Annotated in this window: 21 protein-coding genes; 7 read left to right on the top strand and 14 right to left on the bottom strand. The window is 70.0% G+C overall.

The genetic code is table 11. The features are described 5' to 3' along the window. The gene (locus ASE14_RS10170) at nt 1–1,485 is read right to left on the bottom strand and encodes a DUF222 domain-containing protein (protein WP_056654290.1); all 1,485 of its coding nucleotides are present in this window, start codon (nt 1,483–1,485) and stop codon (nt 1–3) included. Between the two features lie 220 nt (nt 1,486–1,705). Here ASE14_RS10170 and ASE14_RS10165 point away from each other — a divergent pair, with 220 nt between their 5' ends. Further along, nucleotides 1,706–2,923 (top strand): MFS transporter, encoded by a 1,218-nt coding sequence (locus tag ASE14_RS10165; protein WP_056654287.1) that lies wholly within the window; start codon nt 1,706–1,708, stop codon nt 2,921–2,923. 88 nt (nt 2,924–3,011) lie between these two features. On the opposite strand, the gene ASE14_RS10160 is transcribed toward ASE14_RS10165, so the two are convergent. The 5 genes from ASE14_RS10160 to ASE14_RS10140 all read right to left on the bottom strand — a co-directional run bounded on the left by ASE14_RS10160 (nt 3,012) and on the right by ASE14_RS10140 (nt 7,306). Then, nucleotides 3,012–3,992 (bottom strand): patatin-like phospholipase family protein, encoded by a 981-nt coding sequence (locus ASE14_RS10160; RefSeq protein ID WP_056654284.1) that lies wholly within the window; start codon nt 3,990–3,992, stop codon nt 3,012–3,014. Between the two features lie 160 nt (nt 3,993–4,152). Next, nucleotides 4,153–4,968: a shikimate 5-dehydrogenase gene (locus tag ASE14_RS10155; RefSeq protein ID WP_056654281.1), complete on the bottom strand. Its 816-nt coding sequence runs from the start codon at nt 4,966–4,968 to the stop codon at nt 4,153–4,155. Nucleotides 4,969–4,997: 29 nt separating this feature from the next. Then, nucleotides 4,998–5,459 carry a DUF3817 domain-containing protein gene (locus tag ASE14_RS10150; RefSeq protein WP_056654278.1) on the bottom strand — a complete coding sequence of 154 codons (462 nt, stop codon included), beginning with the start codon at nt 5,457–5,459 and terminating at the stop codon, nt 4,998–5,000. A gap of 104 nt (nt 5,460–5,563) precedes the next feature. Further along, on the bottom strand, nt 5,564–6,391 hold the full coding sequence (locus tag ASE14_RS10145; RefSeq protein WP_056654276.1) for a TrmH family RNA methyltransferase: 828 nt from the start codon (nt 6,389–6,391) through the stop codon (nt 5,564–5,566). A 54-nt stretch (nt 6,392–6,445) separates the two neighbouring features. Next, nucleotides 6,446–7,306, bottom strand: a complete 861-nt coding sequence (locus ASE14_RS10140; RefSeq protein ID WP_235511190.1) for a MerR family transcriptional regulator — start codon at nt 7,304–7,306, stop codon at nt 6,446–6,448. Nucleotides 7,307–7,487: 181 nt separating this feature from the next. Here ASE14_RS10140 and ASE14_RS10135 point away from each other — a divergent pair, with 181 nt between their 5' ends. Beyond that, nucleotides 7,488–8,021, top strand: a complete 534-nt coding sequence (locus ASE14_RS10135; RefSeq protein ID WP_056654273.1) for an adenine phosphoribosyltransferase — start codon at nt 7,488–7,490, stop codon at nt 8,019–8,021. 105 nt (nt 8,022–8,126) lie between these two features. Then, nucleotides 8,127–8,441 carry a hypothetical protein gene (locus ASE14_RS10130; protein ID WP_056654270.1) on the top strand — a complete coding sequence of 105 codons (315 nt, stop codon included), beginning with the start codon at nt 8,127–8,129 and terminating at the stop codon, nt 8,439–8,441. A 21-nt stretch (nt 8,442–8,462) separates the two neighbouring features. On the opposite strand, the gene ASE14_RS10125 is transcribed toward ASE14_RS10130, so the two are convergent. From ASE14_RS10125 to ASE14_RS10110, 4 genes are all read right to left on the bottom strand, one after another. Beyond that, nucleotides 8,463–9,143 (bottom strand): DNA alkylation repair protein, encoded by a 681-nt coding sequence (locus ASE14_RS10125; protein ID WP_056654267.1) that lies wholly within the window; start codon nt 9,141–9,143, stop codon nt 8,463–8,465. Between the two features lie 86 nt (nt 9,144–9,229). Continuing rightward, entirely contained in the window at nt 9,230–9,658 is a 429-nt protein-coding gene (locus ASE14_RS10120) for a hypothetical protein (RefSeq protein ID WP_157372930.1), read from the bottom strand. Between the two features lie 69 nt (nt 9,659–9,727). Beyond that, a complete protein-coding gene (locus tag ASE14_RS10115) occupies nt 9,728–10,252 on the bottom strand; it encodes a tetratricopeptide repeat protein (protein WP_056656142.1) in 525 nt (174 codons plus the stop codon). 88 nt (nt 10,253–10,340) lie between these two features. Continuing rightward, nucleotides 10,341–11,936: an AMP-binding protein gene (locus ASE14_RS10110; RefSeq protein ID WP_056654261.1), complete on the bottom strand. Its 1,596-nt coding sequence runs from the start codon at nt 11,934–11,936 to the stop codon at nt 10,341–10,343. 120 nt (nt 11,937–12,056) lie between these two features. Here ASE14_RS10110 and ASE14_RS10105 point away from each other — a divergent pair, with 120 nt between their 5' ends. Continuing rightward, the gene (locus ASE14_RS10105) at nt 12,057–12,506 is read left to right on the top strand and encodes a Fur family transcriptional regulator (RefSeq protein ID WP_056654258.1); all 450 of its coding nucleotides are present in this window, start codon (nt 12,057–12,059) and stop codon (nt 12,504–12,506) included. A 171-nt stretch (nt 12,507–12,677) separates the two neighbouring features. After that, the gene (locus ASE14_RS10100) at nt 12,678–14,150 is read left to right on the top strand and encodes a catalase (protein ID WP_056654255.1); all 1,473 of its coding nucleotides are present in this window, start codon (nt 12,678–12,680) and stop codon (nt 14,148–14,150) included. A 138-nt stretch (nt 14,151–14,288) separates the two neighbouring features. On the opposite strand, the gene ASE14_RS10095 is transcribed toward ASE14_RS10100, so the two are convergent. The 4 genes from ASE14_RS10095 to ASE14_RS10080 all read right to left on the bottom strand — a co-directional run bounded on the left by ASE14_RS10095 (nt 14,289) and on the right by ASE14_RS10080 (nt 18,953). Further along, nucleotides 14,289–16,040: a BTAD domain-containing putative transcriptional regulator gene (locus ASE14_RS10095; RefSeq protein ID WP_056654252.1), complete on the bottom strand. Its 1,752-nt coding sequence runs from the start codon at nt 16,038–16,040 to the stop codon at nt 14,289–14,291. A 33-nt stretch (nt 16,041–16,073) separates the two neighbouring features. After that, nucleotides 16,074–16,325 carry a DUF4242 domain-containing protein gene (locus ASE14_RS10090; protein ID WP_082600475.1) on the bottom strand — a complete coding sequence of 84 codons (252 nt, stop codon included), beginning with the start codon at nt 16,323–16,325 and terminating at the stop codon, nt 16,074–16,076. A 269-nt stretch (nt 16,326–16,594) separates the two neighbouring features. Further along, entirely contained in the window at nt 16,595–17,293 is a 699-nt protein-coding gene (locus tag ASE14_RS10085) for a response regulator (RefSeq protein ID WP_056656139.1), read from the bottom strand. Beyond that, complete coding sequence (locus tag ASE14_RS10080; protein ID WP_082600817.1) at nt 17,286–18,953, bottom strand: ATP-binding protein; 1,668 nt, start codon at nt 18,951–18,953, stop codon at nt 17,286–17,288. The genes ASE14_RS10085 and ASE14_RS10080 overlap by 8 nt, the downstream gene beginning before the upstream one ends. A 168-nt stretch (nt 18,954–19,121) precedes the next feature. Between ASE14_RS10080 and ASE14_RS10075 the strand changes: the two genes are divergently transcribed. Continuing rightward, nucleotides 19,122–20,546 carry a cation:dicarboxylate symporter family transporter gene (locus tag ASE14_RS10075; RefSeq protein ID WP_056654241.1) on the top strand — a complete coding sequence of 475 codons (1,425 nt, stop codon included), beginning with the start codon at nt 19,122–19,124 and terminating at the stop codon, nt 20,544–20,546. Further along, a complete protein-coding gene (locus ASE14_RS10070; protein ID WP_082600473.1) occupies nt 20,543–22,123 on the top strand; it encodes an amino acid permease in 1,581 nt (526 codons plus the stop codon). The genes ASE14_RS10075 and ASE14_RS10070 overlap by 4 nt, the downstream gene beginning before the upstream one ends. The last annotated feature ends 82 nt before the right edge of the window (nt 22,124–22,205 follow it).

The following is a 22,205-nucleotide window of genomic DNA, read 5'->3' as shown; positions in this document are numbered from 1 at the left end:
CTACGCCGCGGCGCCGCGCGCGCGGGCGGCGACCGGGTCTTCGGCGAACTGGTTCGGCCCGGGAAGCTGGGCGATGAGGTGGTCGCTCGCCGAATTGCCCGGTCTCGGTCGCTGTGCCGGATCGAGGTGCACCGGTGGGATGAACCAGCTGCGGCCGTCGTGGATGCGGATGCCCCACCCGTCGTCGTGCACCCGATGGTGGTGGAAGCTGCAGAGCATGATGCCGTTCGACACGTCGGTGCGGCCCTCGTGTCGGCCCCACCATGCGATGTGGTGCGCCTCGGCATGCGACGGCGGGCGCCGGCATGCGGGCCAGGCGCACCCGCCGTCGCGTTCGACGAGGGCGATCTTCTGGGCGGCGGAGAAGAGCCTCGCGGCCCGGCCGAGGTCGAGCGGCTCGCTGCCGCCCCGCATGAGGAGCGGGGCGACCCCCGCGGTCTCGGCCAACTCACGGGCCGTTGCGGCCGAGACGGGCTGGTCGACACCGTCGATGCTCGCGTGCCCTCGGCCGCTCACGAGCGAGTCGACGTCGACCCGCGCGACGACGATCGCTCCGCGGAGCGCAGGGGGAGCCGAAGTGCTCGAGAGCGACAGCCGGGCGATGTCGGCGAGCGCGTCGGCGTTCATCTGCCCGATCGTGCGTTCTTCGACGAACAGCGGATCTCCAGCGCCGCCCGCCCCCTCGCCGCCTGCGTGCTCGCCGAAGCCGCGCTTCGCATCGCGCGCCCGGTGCAGCTCGGCCCCGACGAGTGCCTCGACGGCGAGCTTGATGGGTGCCCCGTTGGCCGGGTCGAACGCGCCCTTCAGGTTGATCATGCCCGCGGCGTCCTGCCAGATCGAGAGCCCGCGCCGCGCACGCAGCTCGTCTTCGCGGGGCTTCACGCCGTCGGGGTCGAGGTGTGCCTCGAGTTGCGTGATCAAGCGGGTCAGGCCGTCGACGCCGACCGCCGGCGCCCGGTCGACGAGGAGCTGTTCTGCGGCGTCGACGTCGCCGTGCGCGACGGCGGCCGGCAGGCGATCGAGGAAGCGGCGAATCACCTCGGCCGCGGCGACGCCGAGCGTTCCGGCGTCGAGTGCCGCGGCGACGTGCGGATGCCTCGGCGGCAAGGCCTCGCCCGTGAACGAGGCGCGGTGGCTCGTGGCCTGGCCGACGGCGACGAGGCGCGCTGCATCGCTGTAGCGGCCGCCCGTCGTCTGCGCGATCAGCCGCTCGGGTGAGGCGAAGCCGTGCTTTCGCGCCAGATCGTCGTCGTCGAGCCCGCGCGAGCGCTCGGCGATGCCGGCCGCGCACCGGGCCTGCAGTGCCTCGACCCTGCGGGCGAGTGCGGCCAGCGCCTCCGTAGTGCGCACGAGCCCGTCGCCGCTCATCGCCGTGATGTCGGCCTCGGCTTCACGCGACGCGGTGAGCAGCGCTCCGGCCCAGTCCCGCATCACCGTTGCACACGCGGCCTCGAGTTCGAGGAGGGCGGCGGGAGCGCTGGACATGGCTCGATTCTAGCGGAAATCCGACACGAATTCGAAGGAATGTTCGAATGTGGAGTACTCGATTCCACTCGTCGCCGCGAAGCGCCGGCGGGATAGAATGGTCGCGGTCGTCGCATTCCCGACGGCCCTGGGCGCGCACATCAGCGCGCAGTCGACCCGCCGTAGCGCTCGCGGAGCCCCGCCCCGCGCCCGCGGGGAACGCCCTTCGTTCAGGTATCCCATGACGCCGTCAACTCCCGTCGATTCCACGTCCTCCACTCCCGCCGTCGCGCCGCCCTTCCCGTGGCTCGGCCTGCTCGTGCTCGCCGCGGCGGTCTTCCTCTCGGTCACGATCGAGATGATCCCGACCGGCCTGCTGCCCGACATGAGCCGCGAGCTCGACGTGAGCGAGCCGCTCATCGGCCTGCTCGTCACCGTCTTCGCGGCGACCGTCGTCGTGCTCACTGTGCCGCTCTCGAGCCTCACGAAGCGCGTGCCGCGGCGCACGCTCATCGTCATCACGCTCGCCGTGCTCGCCCTCAGCTGCGTGCTCACGGCGCTCGCCCCGAACTACGGCACGGTGCTCGCCACCCGCATCCTCGGCGGTGCGGCGCACGGCCTCTTCTGGTCGGTCGTCGGCGCCTACGCCGGTCACCTCGTGCCGAAGGAGCAGCTCGCCCGCGCCGTGTCGATCAGTGTCGCCGGCGGTTCGCTCGCCTTCGTGCTCGGTGTGCCGCTCGGAACCGCGCTCGGCCAGGCCTTCGGCTGGCGTCTCGCGTTCGCCGCGATCGGCGCGCTGACCCTGCTCGGTGCGCTGCTCGTCTGGCGGTTCCTGCCGACGGTTCGCCACCACGCCGGTGAAGCGGATGCCGCGCCCCTCCGCCTGCGCAGCGACGCCACCTTCGTGCCGGTGCTCGTCGTGTGCCTCATCACCGCCGTCACGATGGTCGGCGCGTACACGTTCTACACCTACGTGGCGCCGTTCATCACCGACGTCATGGGCATGGATCCGAGCGCGATCAGCCCCATGCTGCTTGCTTACGGCATCGCGGGAGCGGTCGGCCTGCTGTTCGCCGGCACCGTGCTCGGCCGCCGCCCGACGGTCGGCCTGGCCGTGGCGCTCGTCGCGACCGCACTCGGCGTCGCGGGTCTGGCCATGTTCCCGCAGGTGCCGGGCGTCGGCATCGCGTGCTTCCTGTTGTGGGGCACCGCGTTCGGCGCCCTTCCGCCGATGCTCAACACGCGCCTGCTGCACTCGGCGTCGGCGCGCATCCGCGATGCCGCTGCGTCGTTCTACACGACGGCCTTCAACACGGGCATCGGCGGCGGCGCGCTCCTCGGCGCGATCCTGTTCGGCGTGATCGGGCTCGGCGGCCTGCCGTGGGTGTTCGTGGCGCTGCTGGCGTGCTCGACGATCGCCCTCGTCTGGACGGCGCTCGTCAACCGCGTGCACCAGTAGGGAGTCAGCGCCACGCTCCCAGCGCCAGGCCGCCAGCGCCAGCCCGTCAGCGCCAGCCCGTCAGCGCCAGCCCGTCAGCTCCAGGCTGTCATTTCCAGAACGTCGAGAGCCGCTCGGCGAGGGCTTGGCCCTGGTCGTAGCCTCCTCGTGCGGCCGGCAGGCGCGTCGATGGGTCCAGCGCATTCGCGTTGAACACGTCGCCCGCGCCGGCATCCGGGAAGACGGTCTCAACCCTGCTGCCGCCCGCGCGCAGTTCGTCGACCTGGGTTGCGAGATCCAGGCCCCACTCCAGCGGCGTCCGCGACCTGCCGCCGAATGGTTCCAGCACCAGTACCCGCCCGTATCCGGCAGCCAGGTCGGCGTTCGAGCTGCGTCGATAGCCGCCGTTGAGGTATCGGCGCTCGCCGATGCGGTACGGCGTCAGCGCCGAGGTGCTGGCGGCGACGGCATCCACCAGGTCGATCCCGCTGTGGCGGTCGAACACGACCGGCTCACCGGTTCGTGCGTCGAGCGCCGGGATCAGCACGGGCTGTTTCGGCCAGTGGCGGCTGGGAAGCCGAGCCGCGACGATGTCGCGCCAGCGGTTCGTCCCCGAACCGTCGGATGCATCCTTCTCGAGTGCTGCGGCGGCGATCCTGCGGCGCATGTCGGCCGCGCCGTCGGCAGCACCGATGATCTCGTTCGACCAGTCCATGTACGCCGGACCCGAGAGCTGCCCGGTGCGTGCACGGTCGGATCCGGATCCGGATCCGGATCCGGCCCCGGCACGTGGCGGAGGCACCTCGGCGAGGATCGCGGCGTACAGCTCGGCCGGCCGCGTCCCGCTGGTGATCTGGGCCGCCACCGTCGATCCTGCCGAGGTCCCGATGATGAGGTCGGCGACGGTGACGTCGACGCCGGCATCGGCCAAGCCGGCGATGAGTCCGAGCTGCCATGCATTGCCGGCCGCTCCGGCGCCGGCGAGCACCAGGGCTCGCGTGTTCGAGTCGCCATCGGACGTGGTCGTCGCGCCGACGCGCGGAGCCGCAGACGAGGAAGAGGAAGAAGATGAAGAAGGTGTCGTGTTCATGGGAGTCGCCTTTCGCGAATTGCCGGTCGGGCGCTCCCTGTTTCGACTACCTCAGTCGCGGAATCGCGGCCTGCGGGGAGCACCCAGTGCGGATACTGCGTTCATGGGTGTCACCTCCTGCTGCTCGATACGATCACTCGGACGTTAGCACGCGATGGGGCTACTCCACCCGCGAGAATGCAGCGGCCCGCTCGATCTGGTCGCGCGTGAGCGTCACCCCCGTGTACCGCTCGAACTGCGCTGCGGCCTGCATCGCGTGCACCTCGGCACCGCTGATGACGAGCTTGCCGGCCGCGCGAGCGGCCGTCACGAGTGGCGTCTCGGCGGGGAAGGCGACGACGTCGAACACGACGGATGCCGCGGCGATGTGCCCATCGGAGAACGAGAGCGCCGAGGCATCCGCGCCCTGCATGCCGAGCGGGGTGACGTTCACGATGACGTCGGCGCCGGGCTCGGGGTCGTCGGACAGCCACGCGTAGCCGTACTGCCCGGCGAGCGCCGGCCCGAGCGACGCGTTGCGCGCGAGCACGGTGACGTCGTCGAAGCCGGCACCGCGGAACGCCGCGACCACGGCCTTCGCCATGCCGCCCGATCCGCGCACGAGAACGCGCTGCGCCGGGTCGAGCGCGTTCTCGGCGATGAGCTGCGCGATCGCCTCGTAGTCGGTGTTCGACGCGGTGAGCACGCCGCCGTCGTTCGCGATCGTGTTGACCGACTCGATCGCTGCTGCCGAGGGCTCGACGACGTCGACGAGCGGGATGACCGCCTCCTTGAACGGCATCGAGACGGAGCATCCGCGGATGCCGAGCGCCCGGATGCCGCGCACGGCGCCCTCGATGTCGTCGGTCGTGAACGCCTTGTAGACGAAGTTCAGGCCGAGCTCGTCGTAGAGGAAGTTGTGGAAGCGAGTGCCGAGGTTCGACGGACGGCCCGCGAGCGAGATGCAGACCGACATGTCCTTGTTGAGGATGGGCATGTCACCATTCTGCGCTCCCTGAGCGAGGCTCAGGCCTCGCGGCCTCCGGGCGGGCCGATCACGAGGAGGCCCGCGAAGACGACGACGATGCCGACGACCGCGAGCGAGATGAGCAGCACGGGGCGCGCGAGGAACCAGCGCAGCAGGCCGTTGACCCAGTTCGAGTCGGCCGGGTGGTCGGTCTTCTCGCGGCGCCAGTCGCCCTCGAGGTGGCCCTTGCGCACGAGCCACAGGTCGAACGGGATGGTCGCGTAGGGCACGATCGCGGTCAGCACGGCGAAGGCGATGCGGCCGATGTTCCAGCGCTGGTTGACACCGACGATGACCGCGGTGAGGGCGTACGACAGGAACACGAAACCGTGGATCGATCCGCCGACCAGCACCGCCCACTCGACGCCGGCGGCGTACTTCAGGATCATCGCGACGATCAGGATCGTCCACGTGACGGCCTCGGCGAAGGCGAGGGCGCGGTAGAGGCGTTTCGGTGACACGGAGATCTCCAGAGTTCGGGGGATGGTTCCATCCTCGCAGCCGCCCCTGAGCGGAGGCATCGAACGAACGATTGATTCGTACGGCCGCCCCGCCGGCCCCGCTGCTACCAGGTTCGGTGTTCGTAGAGGGCGATTCCCGCCGCGACCGAGACATTCAGGGATTCGACGTTCGGAGTCATGGGGATCGCATACCGGTGGGTGGTCAGGGCGTCGAGCTCGGAGGACACTCCATCGCGTTCACCCCCCAGCACGATCGCGAGGCGCCTCGCCACGGCCCCGATCGAGCTCAACGCTTCGACGGCATCCGCTGAGAGGGCGGCAACGCGCAGCTGCTCTCGCTGGATGAAGTCAGCGCACTCCGCGCGACTCGCGAGGATGACGGGTGTTGCGAACACGAGCCCGCGGCTGGCGCGGATCAGGCGACGGTCGAAGGTCGTGCGGAGGCCGCTCTCGAGCAGGATGACGCCTGCGGCGCCGAGCGCGCAGGCGGTTCGGGTGATCGCGCCGATGTTGCCGACGAGCCGTACCCCGTCGAGCACGATGATGTCGCCCGATGTCGAGATCAGGTCGACGAGCTTCGGCGAACGTGGTGAGTGCGCGAGCGCGAAGATGCGCGAGTGCTTCTGCCCGCCGAACAGGCTCCGCGCCACCGCATCGTCGATGATGTGGACCGGCACATCGGGATCGACGCCGACGAAGCTGTGAGGTCCGTTCGCGACTGTGGACTCGGTGGCGTACAGACTGTCCAGCTCGACTCCGCACGCGACGGCCTGTTCGATGTTCTCGAGGTCGTCGAGCACGAAGACCTGGGGCTTCTCGGAGCGGTTGCGCAGCACGTCGGCGATGCGCCGGGCGGCAGGGTGGCGTGCGCTGTCGATGCGCTGCGCAGTCGCCTGTGCACGTGTCGCTCTCGTATTCGTCGCTGTCGCCATGCGCACCAGCGTGCAGCCTGACGCGACGTGAGGGTCAAGGTGAGCGCGTCGAGATCACTCCCACACGGCGCGGTCGGGGTCGACGCCATTGCGCCGAGCGTTCGCATTGATGACCTCCGCAAGCCATCCGGAGAGACCCGGTTCCACGTCGTCGAGATACGCGCTGAAGCGTTCGTCGCCGACGTAGTGCCGTCCGAGGCAGACCTGCATCGAATGGGTGCAGTCGAAGAGCTGGCCGACCATCGCCCGATGCTGCTCCGCGAAAAGGTCGGCTCGGTCGCTGCCCGGCACCACGCCGGAGCGCTTCGCTTCGGCCAGTTCGAGGTACAGGTCCTCACCGTCGTCCTGCATCCGCTTGCGGTCCGCCTCGGTGAGCGCCATCGCATTCCGCTCGAATTGCCCCCACTCGTCAGAGGTGCCCCAGCGCTGCCGTGCTTCCTCCGCCCAGTCTTCTCGCCATCCTCGACCGAAGATCTCCGCTTGCTGCTGCGCGGTGAGCGTCGCCCCGGCCGCACGTGAGGCCAAGACCTGGTCGACCGCTTCCGCCATCTGCCTCAGCCTGCCGATTCGCTCCTCGAGCAGGATCCGCTGCTGGCGAAGCTGTGCGGTTTCATCGACGGCGGGATCGTCCAGGAGGGAAGCGATTTTCGTGAGACTGAATCCGAGTTCCTGATAGACCAGCACCCGGTGAATTCGCTCCACGTCCGTCGCCGAGTAGGCCCGGTACCCCCCGGCCGTGCGGCCGTGAGGCTCGACCAGGCCCACGGAATCCCAGTGGTGCAGCGTCCGTACGCTGATGCCGACGAGTGAAGCGACCTCACCGACCGTCAGTTCCTGCGCGACGGGCACGAGAGGTGGTGCATCGACCTCGACATGCAGCCACGGTGTCATCGACTGGGGTGCATTCACTTCCATGCTCGGCTCCGTTCCCGCGTTCGCGCCTCCGCCGCCGATGCCGGCGCTTCCACTCGATCCTCCCACTCGACCGATTCGCGCACCGGCCCACACGAATCCGGTCCGATTCGCGAACCACTCGGCCGCGAGGGCAGCCGGTTTCCGGCCCGGTGACGCCCAGGTGCCGCGATAGCCTTGGCCGGTGACCGAGCAGTCTGCACGCGAGCTCGTCTCGAGCCTCATCGCGTCGATCCCCGATTTCCCCGAACCCGGCGTGACGTTCCGCGACCTGACCCCGGTGTTCGCCAGCGGCCAGGCGCTGCACGCGCTCGGCACCTCCCTGACCGAGCCGTTCGCCGGCCGGTTCGACGTGATCGGCGGGGTCGAGGCGCGCGGCTTCCTCATCGCGGGCGCCGCCTCGGCGATCTGCGGGGCGGGCGTGCTCACCATCCGCAAGGCCGGCAAACTGCCGCGCGCGGTACTGCGGGAGGACTACGCACTCGAGTACGGCACGGCCGCGCTCGAGGTGCACGAGGGCGAGCTGCCGCCCGGCACGCGGGTGCTCATCGTCGACGACGTGCTCGCCACCGGCGGCACCGTCGGCGCCGCCGCGCGTCTCGTCGAACGAGCGGGTTGGCAGGTCGCCGGCATCTCGGTCGCCCTCGAGCTCGACGGCCTCGGCGGCCGCGAGGCGCTCGGCGACCGCTACGAGATCTTCTCGCTGCTGCAGTACTGAGCGCCGGTCGGGCGAGCGGATGCCGCGGCATCCGTGCCCCGCGGAACCGCCATGTTCATCGCGGACATTCCTTGGTAGCGTGTGCCAACCGAACGAGGAGGTCCGATGCCGGACAGCATGCCGAAGCGAACGCTCTGGTGGGGGATCGGACTCGCGCTCGCCGGTGGTGTCCTGGCCGCGTTCGTGCAGCCGGTGCTCTACTCGACCGCCTGGCTCAACACCGAACCCGGGCAGACGGTGCTCTACTTCGGGCTGCTCGCATTCGACCTGCTGAACACGCTCGTGATCCCGCTCGGCACCTCGCTCATCGCGGCATCCCTCGTGATGTTCTACCTCCGCGGTCGTTCGCGGCTCGCCGACGCAGAGCGGCCGAAGCGCTGGGTGCTGCCGGAGCCGCTCGAGCGCCGCACCGACCGCTGAGCCGGCCGACGAGTCGTCTCGTCAGCCGCCGGTCTGGCGACGCACGATCTCGGTGATCCAGATCGGCGCGAACGGCGACGTGCAGTTCGGCGGGGTCGGGTAGTCCTTCAGCACCTCGAGGCGCTCGCCGATGGCGAGCGCGCGGTCGCGGTGCTCGGGGTGATGGATGCCGATGTTCGCGAGGCACTCGTTCATGGCCCACTGCAGCCGATCGGGCGCCTGCTTCATGTGCGCCTCGATGAGGTCGAGGAGGCCGGGCAGGTCGAGCCCCTCCGGCGACTTCGCCACGCGCGCGGTGGTGAGCGCCCACCCGGCGCTCGCGACGATCGGGTCGGCGTCGTGGAACCAGGCGACGCGGAGCTCTTCGACGTGCGGGCTCTTCTTGACGACGTAGTTGACGAGCCAGTCGTGCACCTTGGGCACGCGGGCCTCGCGGAGCATGGCGTCGAGCTCGGCGGCGCTGTACTGCTTGGGGCGGCTGATCAGAAGCGCCACGAGGCGGGCCGGGGTGTCGCCGGTCGCCCAGAGTTCGAGGGCGAGCTCGGGCTGGATGCCGAGGCGCTTGGCCACCGCGCGCAGCTTCGTGAGGTTCACGCCGTGATCGTCGCCGTGTCGTTCGTTGACGGCCCGCATCTTCGGGTCCTCGAGGGCGGCGAGGTCGGCCATCACCTGACCGACGGCGGCAGCGGACGTCGTCGCCATGTCGGTCTCCTCGCGTGCTCGGCTCGTGCTCGTTCCAGCCTACGTCGGCAGCCGCAGCGGGCCGCCTGCGCCGACGGGCTTGCGTCCTAGACGGCGTCGAGCAGGTGACGGGACGGTGCGTAGTCGATCTTCCAGTCGGCGTACACACCCGCAATGCCGTCGTTCACGCACGAGAGGCCGATCGATACCCACCGGAGTTCGCCATCGTCCGCGAATGCGAAGCCGACGGCGACCCGAAAGCGCCGGCCTCCACAGGTGCACGTCGCGATCTGCACCTCCTCGACCTCGTCGAGGTGGTCATCGGAGTCGAGCATTCCGATCTCGTCGTCGCATGCCGCACAGACTCTGGCCGCCACCCCGACCTCGTCGTCGAACAGCACCTGAAACGTCCGGCCGCCGCACGAGCACGTCGCCTGGATCGTCCGTTCGACGGGGTGGCCGCCCGCGGCGAACGAGATGATCGATTCCGCCAGCGCGCGATCGACGTCGTCCGGCACTCCAGCAGATTGATTCATGTGTCCATTCTTCCTGCCGGCGCGCGGAGCGCCGGCAGGGCAGGTGAAATTCCCGTCGATGCGGTCAGATCACGCACGGCCGCGTTTCTCGTCGAGCCCGATCAGGTACCCGGCGTTGCCGTACAGCGCCGCCTCGTAGCGCAGCACGTCGGGCGTGCGAACCCGGTCTGCCGCGAAGGCGAGCAGCTCGCCGACGGCGGCGTCACTGCGACCCGCTGCGTGCAGGCCGAGCGCGTGGAAGAGGCGCACCGAGTCGGAGTCGGGGTACTCCGCGAGCGCCCGGTCGAGCGCGGCGAGCGAGTCGTCGAACCGGCCGAGGATGCGCAGGGTGCTGCCGTACTGCAGGAGGCAGCGGCGCAGCGGGTCGCCCGCGAGGCCCGCCGCGAGCGCCTGCTCGTAGTAGCCGAGCGCCGTCTCCTCCTCGCCCGCGGTGTCGTACGAGCCGCCGACCTCGTAGAGCACGTACGGGTCGCCGGGGTGCGCCGCGAGCACGGCGAGGAACTCGTCGATCGTCGGCTGCATGTTCGCGCGGTTGCGGCGATCGAAGATCTCGCGCAGCGTCGCTTCGAGTTCGGGGGAGAGCGTGGCGGTCATCGCTCCATCATCGCGGTCGTCGGGCGAGCGCGCGAGCGAGCGGATGCCTCGCGCCCACCGCAGCACGAGGCATCCGCTCGCTCACGGCTCAGGCGGTGGCCGCCTGCTCGCGCGCCCGCAGGTCTTTCCGAAGGATCTTGCCGGCGCTCGACTTCGGGATCACCTCGATGAACTCGACGACGCGCACCTTCTCGTGCGGCGCGACGTGCGCGGTGACGTGCGCCATGACGGTCTCGGCATCGAGCTCGGCACCCGGCTGCACCACGACGAAGGCCTTCGGAACCTCCTGGCCGTCGGCGTCGAGCACGCCGATGACGGCGGCGTCGGCGATCGCCGGGTGACCGAGCAGCACCGCCTCGAGCACGGCCGGTGCCACCTGGTAGCCCTTGTACTTGATGAGCTCCTTCAGCCGGTCGACGATGCGGTAGACGCCGTCGGCGGTGACCGTGGCGATGTCGCCGGTGTGCAGCCAGCCCTCGTCGTCGAGCATCTCGGCGGTCGCCGCCGCATTGCCGAGGTAGCCCTGCATCACCTGCGGCCCGCGGATCAGCAGTTCGCCGGGCTCGCTCGTGCCGCCGGCCGCGGGCGTCTCGACGTCGACGCCCGTCTCGACGTCGACGAGGCGCGCCTCGGTGTTCGGCACCAGGAAGCCGATGGTCGAGCGGTCGATGTCGTCGCGGTCGGTCGGGATCACGTGCGTGACGGGGCTCGTCTCGGTCATGCCGTAGCCCTGGGCGACCGTGCAGCCGATGCGGGCGGCGACGAGCTCGGCGAGGGCGCCGTCGAGCGGAGCCGCGCCAGAGAAGACGACCCGAACGCTCGAGATGTCGTACTGGTCGACGAGCGGATGCTTCGCGAGCGCCACCGCGATCGGCGGGGCGATGAACACCCAGGTGGCCTTGTGCTCGCTGATGATGCGGAGGAACTCGACGAGGTCGAACTTCGGCATCGTCACGAGTGCGGCCCTGAGTTTGAGGGCGTAGTTCAAGAGGGCCGTCATGCCGTAGATGTGGAAGAACGGCAGCACCGCGAGCACGCGGTCGTCGGGCACGAGACCGATGGAGCCGCGCGCCTGCTCGATGTTCGCGACGAGGTTCGCGTGCGTGAGCATGACCCCCTTCGGGCGCCCGGTGGTGCCCGAGGAATAGGGGAGCACGGCGAGATGCGTCGCCGGGTCGAACGAGACCTCGGGGGCCGGGCGCCCTTCGCCGAGCAGGTCGCGAAGCGACGGGTGGCCCTCGGCTCCGTCGAGCACCACGAGGTGGTCGTCGGCGATGCCGAGGCGTGCCGCAGCGGCCTTCGCGCCCGGGAGGAGCGGGGACACGGTGAAGAACCAGGTGGCACCGGCATCCGTCAACTGGTTCGCGATCTCGTCGGGGGTGTAGAGCGAGTTGATCGTGGTCGCGGTGGCGCCGGAGCGCAGGATGCCGTGGAAGACCGTGGCGAACGCGGGCACGTTGGGGCAGAGCAGGGCGACCACATCGCCGACGCCCACGCCGCGGGCCGCGAGCGCCCCGGCGAGGAGCCCGATCTGGCCGACGAGCTGGCGGTAGCTCGTCTCGGCGCCGCTCATGCCGTCGATGAGCGCCACCCGATCGAGGTCGGCGTCGGTGAGACCGCCGAAGAGGAAGTCGTAGATCGACGTGTCGGGAATGGTGAGGTCGGGGTACGTGCTCCGGGCCATGCGGCGATCTCCTTCGATCTGCGGGTCAAGCCATCATGCGGCATTCGCGCGGCCGGGGGAAGAGCGGACCGGCGCTATCGGTTGTTTTGACAAAGTCAAGACAACCGATAGGCTCGAGTCATGACCTCGAACGCCACCGACGAACGCGAGCGGGCCGCCGCCCGGCTGCGCGGCGCGGGGCTCAAGGTCACCGAGTCGCGTCTCGCGGTCTTCGATGCGTTCCACGCCGGCGAGCACCTCGATGCCGACGACGTGCACACTCGCGTCGCGGAGCTGCTGCCGACGACGTCTCGGCAGGCCGTCTACGGGGTGCTCGGCGCCCTGACCGACGCCGGACTCCTCCGCCGGATCGAGCCGGCCGGCTCGCCCGCGCTGTACGAGACGCGCACGGGCGACAACCACCATCACCTCGTCTGCACGAGCTGCGGCAAGGTCTTCGACGTCGGCTGCGTCGTCGGCGAAGCCGCCTGCCTCACGCCGAGCGAGACGCACGGCTTCCGCATCGCGACCGCGGAGGTCACCTTCTGGGGCCTCTGCCCCGAGTGCAGCGCGAGCGGCGCGCTGAGCTGAGCCGACGCCGGTCGCACCGGCGTCTCCGTCCCGAGTCCCGTGACTCGCACCCCACACCCCGCGCCGGGTCGATCCGGCGCGCCTGAAACTCGGGCGCTCCCTACTTGCGCCCCGTCGGCCTCGGCCGGCGATCCCAGAGAAAGAACGAAGAGAAACAGAGAGAAGGACGCCATGTCGGAACCCACCACGACGCCCACCACGACGCAGACCGGAACCCCGGTCGCAAGCGACGCCCACTCCCTCACGATCGGCGCCGACGGCGCGACGGTGCTGCACGACCGCTACCTCGTCGAGAAGCTCGCCCAGTTCAACCGCGAGCGCATCCCGGAGCGCATCGTGCACGCGAAGGGCGGCGGCGCGTTCGGCAGCTTCGAGGTGACCGCGGATGTCTCGGCCTACACCCGTGCCGCGGTGTTCCAGCCCGGCTCGACCGTCGAGACGCTGCTGCGCTTCTCGAGCGTCGCCGGCGAGCAGGGCTCGCCCGACACCTGGCGCGACGTGCGCGGCTTCTCGCTGAAGTTCTACACGACCGAGGGCAACTACGACATCGTCGGCAACAACACCCCCGTGTTCTTCATCCGCGACGGCATCAAGTTCCCCGACTTCATCCACTCGCAGAAGCGCCTGCCGGGCTCGGGCCTCCGCGACGCCGACATGCAGTGGGACTTCTGGACCTTGTCGCCCGAGTCGGCGCACCAGGTCACCTACCTCATGGGCGACCGGGGCCTCCCGAAGTCGTGGCGCGAGATGCAGGGCTACGGCTCGCACACCTACCAGTGGATCAACGCCGAGGGCGAGAAGTTCTGGGTGAAGTACCACTTCCGCTCGCAGCAGGGCGACCTGCACCTCGACGCCGAGAGTGCCGAGGCGATCGCCGGTGCCGACGCCGACTACTACCGCCGCGACCTCCACGAGGCGATCGAGGCGGGCAACCACCCCAAGTGGGACCTGCACGTGCAGGTCATGCCCTACGACGACGCGAAGACCTACCGGTACAACCCGTTCGACCTCACGAAGGTGTGGCCGCACGCCGACTACCCGCTGATCCCGGTCGGCACCCTCACGCTCGACCGCAACCCGCAGAACTTCTTCGCCGAGATCGAGCAGGCCGCGTTCTCGCCGGCGAACACGGTTCCCGGCATCGCGATCAGCCCCGACAAGATGCTGATGGCGCGCGTGTTCAGCTACCCCGACGCGCAGCGCTACCGCGTGGGCACGAACTACAACCAGATTCCGGTGAACGCGCCGCACGCGGCATCCGTCGCCAACTACTCGCAGGACGGCGCCCAGCGTCACGGATTCAACGCGCCGACCACCCCGGTCTACGCGCCGAACTCGTTCGGCGGGCCCGTCGCGTCCGCCGCGGCCGCGGCCGAGGGCGGCTGGGAGAGCGACGGCGAGCTCGTGCGCGCCGCGTACACGCTGCGCTCGGACGACAGCGACTTCGGCCAGGCGGGCACGCTCTACCGCGAGGTCTACTCGGCCGAGGCGAAGCTGCGCCTGCAGGCGACGCTGGCCGGCCAGGCCCGCTCGATCACGATCGACGAGATCCGCGAGCGGTTCTTCCAGTACTGGACGAACGTCGACGCCGACCTCGGCGCCGCCCTGCGCGAGGGCTTCGCCGGCGAGGATGCCGCGGCGTAGGCGCTTGTTCGCACGAGCCCTGCGGGCCCGGATGCCTCGACGAGGCGTCCGGGCCCGCTCGGTCTTCGCTGCGGCGGAGGCCGGGCATCGAGGTGACACAACCGGTCGGATCGGCGGGATGCGACCCGACCAGAGATGTCACCTCGACGGATGCCTCGCGTCGAGTGGCGCGTCCCGCCTCGAGCGGCGCCCGACCCACATCCGCGTCCGATCGGTCAGCAGGTCCAACGCCTCGACCCAGCTCGGAGTCTGCGGATGCCCGTGCCGGCGACCGAGCTCGCCGAGCGCCTCGAGGATGTACCCCTCGAGCCAGACGTACGGATCGGCGAGGCGGTTGCAGCGCACGCGCGCGTCGACCATGATCGCGAAGGCCCGATCGGTCTCGCCTCTGGCTTCGGCGACGAGGGCGAGGGCGCGCGTCGACATCCCCTCCCAGCACGGGTCCCTGAGCTGACACGCCCGGGCGAAGGCCTGGTCCAGCACCGTTGCGGCGCCGTCGAGGTCGCCCTGCACGAGCTTCACCTCACCGAGAATCGCCTGAGGCCAGGGCAGCACCGCCAGCCAGTGATCGTGCTGCGCCACGGCGATCGACCGGGTCAGCCAGGTCTCGGCCTCATCCGGCAGCCCGGTGAGCAGGGCCACCCGCCCGAGCATCGCGAGACCGAACGACTGGCGCCGGACTTCGCCGGCCGAGTCGGACATCTCGATCGCCGATCCGAGGAGCTCGCGCGCGCGATCGAAGTCGCCCCGGTCGCTCGCCACCGAACCGAGGTAGGTGGTGGCCTTGGCCTGCACCGGGAGCGAGTCGTCGGCGAAGCTCAGCGCATCGCCGAGCCAGCGTTCCGCCCGGTCGTAACGGGCCCTGAGGAAGTCGACGTAGCCCAGTTCGGCTCGGATCTCGCCCACCGCCGCCCGGAGCCCGTGCGTTCGCGCGATCTCGTCGGCTTCGTACAGGCGGGCCAGACCCGGCTCGTCGAGGCCGCCGAGCCCGTGGATGAGGGCCTCGGCCAGCGCGAGCCGCGCAGCGACCCGCCGTCGCGGCTCGCCCGTCTGGTCGGCCAGCCTGGCCGCCGTGCCGAGCGACTCGATGCCCGCTGCGATGGAGCCGGCCGCCACGGCGGCCGAGCCGGCCTCGGCCAGCGCGGCGATCGCGGCGTCGTCGACACTCGCCGGCTCGGCCTGCACGCGCTCGCGGAGCGCCGCGTCGACGGCCGGCCCGGGTGCCACGCCGAGTTCTCGCCGGAACAGCTCCCGGCAGAGCGCGTACTGGCGCGCGGCCGCCTCATCGTCCCCGGCGAGCCGGTACAGCCGGATCAGCAGGGCCTGATGATTCTCGTCGAGGGGGCTCATGGTGGCCGCCCGGACGCCGTAGCCGAGGGCCGCGTTCAGATCGCCCGCGGACATCGAACCCAATGCGGCCTCGTGCAGCACGGCCTCGGAGACCGCGGCCACGTGCCGCTGCTGCGAGATCAGCCAGGTCTCGAACGCGCCGGCGTCGCGCAGGGCCAGGCCGTCGAGCAGTTCGGCGCCCATTCCGGGGAGCACGACCGCTTCGGACCAGACGCCGCGAACGAGGACATCGACATCGACCACGGCATCCGGCGGCAGTGTCAGTGCCACCGGATCCCCCTCGATCGAGGCGATGTCTCCCAGCGCTCGACGGATTTCGGCGAGGCACCAGCGCAACGCCCGAGCCGGATCGTCCGCCTCTCCGAACAGCAGTCCGGCGAGCTGCATGCGGCTCGGGGCTCGCTCGCTCAAGACCAGGTACGCGAGAACCGCCCAGCTCTTGCGGCTGCGGAACTCATACCCCTCGCCCGCACCCCGGGTGATCCGGGGGCGGCCGAGGAGCTGGACGGTCAGACTCGGACGATCGGTGATCGTCGCCATGTCCTCATGGTCTCGCACTTCCCCGATCAGTGGTCAGGAGTGTTCGTGGACGGGGTAGATCTCGTCGGCGACGAGGCCGTGCGCCTCACGGTGCACGGTGTTGGCGGCATCCGCGTCGGGGGCGTCGACCAGGCAGAAGATCTTGCCCGCCTCCTGGTCGACCCAGTAGCGCAGGTAGTTGACCCCGTGCGCATTCTGGGTTGCCAGGTCGGCCTGGTGGGCACCGGCGACATCGGCCTCCGACACTCCGCCGTCGATCGTGTGGACATCCATGAATAGCGTCATGATGTTGTGCTCATTCCTGTCACGGCCGACGCGTCTCGTCGATCCGTGAAGACATCACATCGCAGGGATGTTTGACGCCGCGTTTGACGGCGGAATTCGGTCGAGCCGGCGCTGAGGGGTTCGCCGTTCGTGTGTCGGCGGCGTGATTCAGCCGAGTCGCGCGGTCGCCTCCTCGACGATCTCGGCGACCGCGGTGTGCGCCCGCTCGCGGTCGGCGGTGACGGGCCCGATGCGGGTGCGACACGCGGCCACTTGGGATTCGTGGCCGTTCAGCGCCGCCGGTACTCCACTTCCGGACGTCCGGGGGTGCCGTAGCGACTCGCCCGTTCGACGACACCCGAGTCGGCGAGATGCTCGAGGTAGCGGCGGGCGGTGACGCGCGAGAGCTCGAGTGCCGCGGCGAGCTCGGCCGCCGACATCGCGTGCGACGGAGCTTCGTTGACGGCCGCACGTACTCGGTCGAGTGTCTCGGCGGTGAGGCCCTTCGGCAGGTCGCCGACCGACGAGGTGCGCAGTGCGGCGAATGACGCGTCGACCTGCTGCTGGTCGGTGACGCGCGCCGAGCTCACCCGCGCATGGAAGGCGCGGTATGCAGCGAGCTTCTCGGCGAACACCGCGAAGCTGAACGGCTTGATGAGGTACTGCACGATCCCGAGTGCCACAGCGGATCGCACCACTGCGGCGTCGCGTACGGCGGTGACGGCGATCACATCGATCTCGATGCTCGCCGCTCTCATCGAACGGCAGAGTTCGATGCCGGTGGTGTCGGGCAGGTTCACGTCGAGCAGGATCAGGTCGATCGACGCGATGCGGCCCTCGCGGGCGTCGCGCAGCATTCGGATCGCCTCGTGCCCGGTGCGGGCGATGCCCGCGATCTCGAAGCCGTCCACCCGGCCCACGTAGGCCGCGTGCGCCTCGCTCGTGATCGGATCGTCCTCGACCACGAGCACGCGGAGCGTCTCAGGCATCTCCAGCGCCTTCACTCGTGTCGGCGTCGTTGACCGCGGTGCGAGTCGTGGCCGGGATCGCAGCGGCGGGAGTCGGCGTTGCGGTCAGGGGCAGGGTCACCTCGAAGGTCGAGCCCAGCACCCGGATGCGGCCGCCGAGGCGGATCACCGCCTGCCGCACGAGGGCGAGTCCGATGCCGTGGCCGGTCGCCTCCTTCGTCGTGACACCGAGATCGAAGACACGGTCGCCCTCGCCCGGGCCGGTCCCGCTGTCGCCCACGGCGATACGCAGCGCGGCGTCCGTCGCCTCGACCGCGACGTGGACCGCGGGAGCCGACGTACGTGCGGCCGCATCGAGCGCGTTGTCGATGAGGTTGCCCACGATCGTGATGAGGTCGCGGGCGGGCACTGAGGTCGGCTCGAGCCGATCGGGCAGGTCGATCTCGAAGGCGATGCCGCGCTCGCTCGCCTGCGCCGCCTTGCCGAGCAGCAGCGCGAGCAGCACGGGTTCCTCGACGGCGGAGAGGAGCCGGTCGGCGAGGGCCTGGCTGAGCGCGAGCTCCGAGCTCGCGAGCGCCGCGGCATCCGCCGGCCGGTCGAGCTCGATGAGCGCGATGATCGTGTGCAGCCGGTTCGCGAACTCGTGCGCCTGCGACCGGAGTGCGTCCGAGAGCGTCGTCATCGTCTCGAGCTCGCCGCTGAGTTCCTGCAGCTCGGTGTGGTCGCGCAGGGTCGTGACCGTGCCGATGCGCCCGCCGCCACGGCTGCGCCCGCGCGAGACGATCACATCGCGGTCGATGACGAGCACGTGCGTCGGCGTGATCGCGATCTCGTCGACGGCCGAGTCGGTGCGGGAGAGCACGTCGGCGACCGCGCGCGGCAGGTCGAGCTGGGCGAGTGGTACGGCCGAGGTCGCGGTCGCGGGTCGCCTCGGCAGGCCGAGCAGCTCGGCGGCGCGATCGTTGTAGAGCACCACCGCGTTCGAGCGGTCCTGCAGCACGAGTCCCTCGCCGATGGAGTGCAGCACGCCCTCGTAGTACGAGAACATGCGGCTCATCTCCTCGGCACCGCGGCCCCAGGTGACCCGGCGCAGGTAGCGGCTGAGCAGCCACGCGATGACCGCGCCGATGGCGATCATCGCGAGTGCCGCGAGGAGGACCGTCGCGATGCGCCCACCGAGCGCCACCTGGGTGTTCGAGACGGTCACGCCGGCGGCGACGAGCGCGACGACCTCGCCGTCGTCGGCGAGTACCGGCACGACGGCGCGTACCGACGGACCGAGCGTGCCGGTGTAGGTCTCGGTGAACGAGTCGCCCGCGAGAGCGCGGTCGATGTTGCCGAGGAACTCCTGGCCGATCCGCGTCGGGTCGGGATGGGTGTAGCGGACTCGGTCGGGCGCCATGATCGTGATGAAGTCGATGCCGGCCTCGTGCATCACCGAGACGGCGTAGGGCTGCAGCCGCGCCGTGGGGTCGGGCGTGCCGAGCGCGGCGGCGACATAGGGGTCGGCGGCGAGCGTCTCGGCCACGGCGAGGCTCTTGGCCGCTGCGTCCCGTTCGACGTCGGCGCGGGCGTCGGCCCAGATCCAGACGACGGCCAGGGCGGCGAGCACGACGATCATCACGAGCTGAAGCACGAACAGCTTCGTGGCGATGCTCCAACCGCCGATCCACGCCTTCATGCCCACCTCGCAACGCCTGCTCGGTTTCAGCCTAGGCGGGCGTTGCGCCCCGTGCTGCGAACAGTATGAACACAACCGGATGCCGCGGCATCCGCCGTCGCATGCTTGCCCGAACCCACCGATTCGTCGCCGACCGGCGATGACCGACGAAGGAAGGCAGGGACGGCAATGGCGCTCCAGTCTCGCACCGGGGGACCCGCCCGGCGGAGGATCGACTCCTCGCACTACCTCTACATCGCGGTGATCGTCGCGGTGCTCGCGGGCGTCACGGTCGGCCTCGTGGCCCCCGACTTCGCCGTGGGCTTGAAGCCGATCGGCGACGCGTTCGTGCTGCTCATCAAGATGATGATCGCCCCGATCATCTTCTGCACGATCGTGCTCGGCGTCGGGTCGATCGCGAAGGCCGCGACCGTCGGCAAGGTCGGCGGCCTGGCGCTGCTGTACTTCATGGTCATGTCGACGTTCGCACTCGGCATCGGCCTCGTGGTGGGCAACCTCATCCACCCTGGCGAGGGCCTGGGCATCGCCGGCACCTCGTACGACGCGGGCACCACCGAGGCGAAGACGACGAGCGAGTTCATCCTCGGCATCATCCCGACCTCATTGCTCTCCTCGCTCGTCGACGGCAATATCCTGCAGGTGCTGTTCGTCGCGCTCCTCGTGGGCTTCGCCCTGCAGAAGATGGGCCCGAAGGGCACGCCGATCCTCGGCGCGATCCGGCAGATCCAGGCGCTCGTGTTCCGCATCCTCGCGATGATCATGTGGGTCGCGCCGATCGGTGCGTTCGGCGCGATCGCCGCAGTCGTGGGCAACACCGGCGTCGCGGCGATCATCGGCCTCGGCACGCTCATGATCGCGTTCTACATCACGTGCGCGCTGTTCATCGTGGTCGTGCTCGGGTCGCTGCTCTGGGCGGTGAGCCGCGTGAACATCTTCACGCTGATGAGGTATCTGGGCCGCGAGTACCTGCTCATCGTCTCGACCTCGTCGAGCGAGGTGGTGCTGCCGCGACTCATCGCCAAGATGGAGCACGCGGGCGTCTCCAAGCCGGTGGCGGGCATCACCATCCCCACGGGCTACTCGTTCAACCTCGACGGCACCGCGATCTACCTCACGATGGCGTCGCTGTTCATCGCCGGCGCGATGGGCACGCCGCTCGCGCTCGGCGAGCAGATCTCGCTGCTGCTGTTCATGATGGTCGCCTCGAAGGGCGCGGCCGGCGTGACGGGCGCGGGCCTCGCGACCCTCGCCGGCGGCCTGCAGGCCCACCGGCCCGACCTCGTCGACGGCGTCGGGGTGATCGTGGGCATCGACCGCTTCATGTCCGAGGCGCGCGCCCTCACCAACTTCACGGGCAACGCCGTCGCGACGCTCCTGGTCGGCACATGGACGAAGCAGCTCGACCGGGAGCAGCTGCGCAGCGTGCTCGCCGGGGACCGCCCGTTCGACGAGGCCACGATGAGCGTCGACGACCACCTCTCGCCCGACGAGCGCGCCGAGGTCGAGCGCGAGGAGCGTCCGTCGACGGCCGCGATCGCGGCGATCGTCGGTGAGCTCGACGATGAGAAGGCGCCCGGCGGCGGCCGCCGATGACGACGCAGTACGTACCGGACAACGACCGAGTCGCCGACCGGGGGAACGCCGACGGTCGCGGCATCGACGAGGTGGTCGTGCGGGACTTCTCGGGCGAGGAGCACGGCTATCAGAAGGCGCTGAAGCCGCGGCAGATCCAGATGATCGCGATCGGCGGCGCGATCGGCACCGGTCTGTTCATGGGAGCCGGCGGGCGGCTCGAGAGCTCGGGTCCTGCCCTGATCCTCGTCTACGCCGTCTGCGGATTCTTCGCGTACCTCATCCTGCGGGCGCTCGGCGAGCTCGTACTGCACCGGCCATCGTCAGGGTCGTTCGTCTCGTACGCGCGCGAGTTCTACGGCGAGAAGATGGCGTACGGCGCCGGCTGGATGTACTTCCTCAACTGGGCGTTCACCTCGATCGTCGACGTCACGGCCGCATCGCTCTACGTGAAGTTCTGGGCCCAGTACTGGGCTCCGCTGCAAGCGATCCCGCAATGGCTGATCGCGCTAATCGCTCTCGTCGTCGTGCTGTCGTTGAACCTCGTTTCGGTGAAGGTCTTCGGAGAGATGGAGTTCTGGTTCGCCGCGATCAAGGTGACCGCGCTGGTCGTGTTCCTCATCGGCGGGGTCGTGTTCCTGATCTTCAACGGGCAGACGGATGTCGGTCCGACCGGCATCTCGGTCATCACCGAGAACGGCGGCATGTTCCCAGCCGGGCTCGTCGCTCCGATCGTCGCCATTTCAGGGGTCGTGTTCGCGTACGCTGCGATCGAACTGGTGGGCACCGCGGCGGGCGAGACCGAGAAGCCGCGAGAGGTCATGCCGCGCGCCGTGAACACCGTGGTCGCCCGCATCGCGGTGTTCTACGTCGGGTCGATCCTGCTGCTGTCGTTGCTGCTCCCCTCCACGACGTACCGGGCAGGGGAGTCGCCCTTCGTCACGTTCTTCTCGCACATCGGATCGCCCGAGGCCGGGGCGGTCGCGGCATCCGTCATGAACTTCGTCGTGCTGACCGCCGCGCTCTCGAGCCTCAACGCTGGGCTGTACTCCACGGGGCGCATCCTGCGATCCATGGCCGCGAACGGATCGGCGCCGAAGTTCACCGCGCGGATGAGTGCGAACGGGGTGCCCTACGGCGGAATCCTGCTCACCGCAGCGGTCACCCTGCTCGGCGTGGGGCTCAACGCGTTCGTGCCGGATCAAGCGTTCGAGATCGTGCTGGAGGTGTCGGCCCTCGGGATCATCGGCGGCTGGGCCACGATCATCCTGTGCCAGATGAAGCTCGTCTCGTGGTCGAGGCGCGGACTCGTCGAGCGCCCGTCGTTCCGGCTCTGGGGGGCGCCGTTCACCGGGTACCTCACGCTCGCGTTCCTCGCCTTCGTGCTCGTCACGATGGCGTTCTCGCCCACCGGGCGCTGGGTGCTCGCCTCGACGCTCGTGCTCGTCCCGCTCCTGGTCATCGGGTGGTTCCTGTTGCGACGGCGCATCGCCGCAGCCACCGTCGAACGCGAAGGCCATACCGGCGCGTTCCCCGTGGTCGCCGAACGCCCGGCGATCGACTACCCGCCACCGGCGTCCAAGCGCCGCGGCTCGTGACGCAGGTGGCGCTCCGGACGGGACCGACTGGGACGTTCCCGGTTGCGAAGCAGGCAGGCGTCGACGTTCCGTGCGCGCCGGC

The organism is Agromyces sp. Root81 (assembly GCF_001429165.1).
Lineage (GTDB): Bacteria > Actinomycetota > Actinomycetes > Actinomycetales > Microbacteriaceae > Agromyces.
This window is presented reverse-complemented; position numbering and strand designations above follow the sequence as displayed.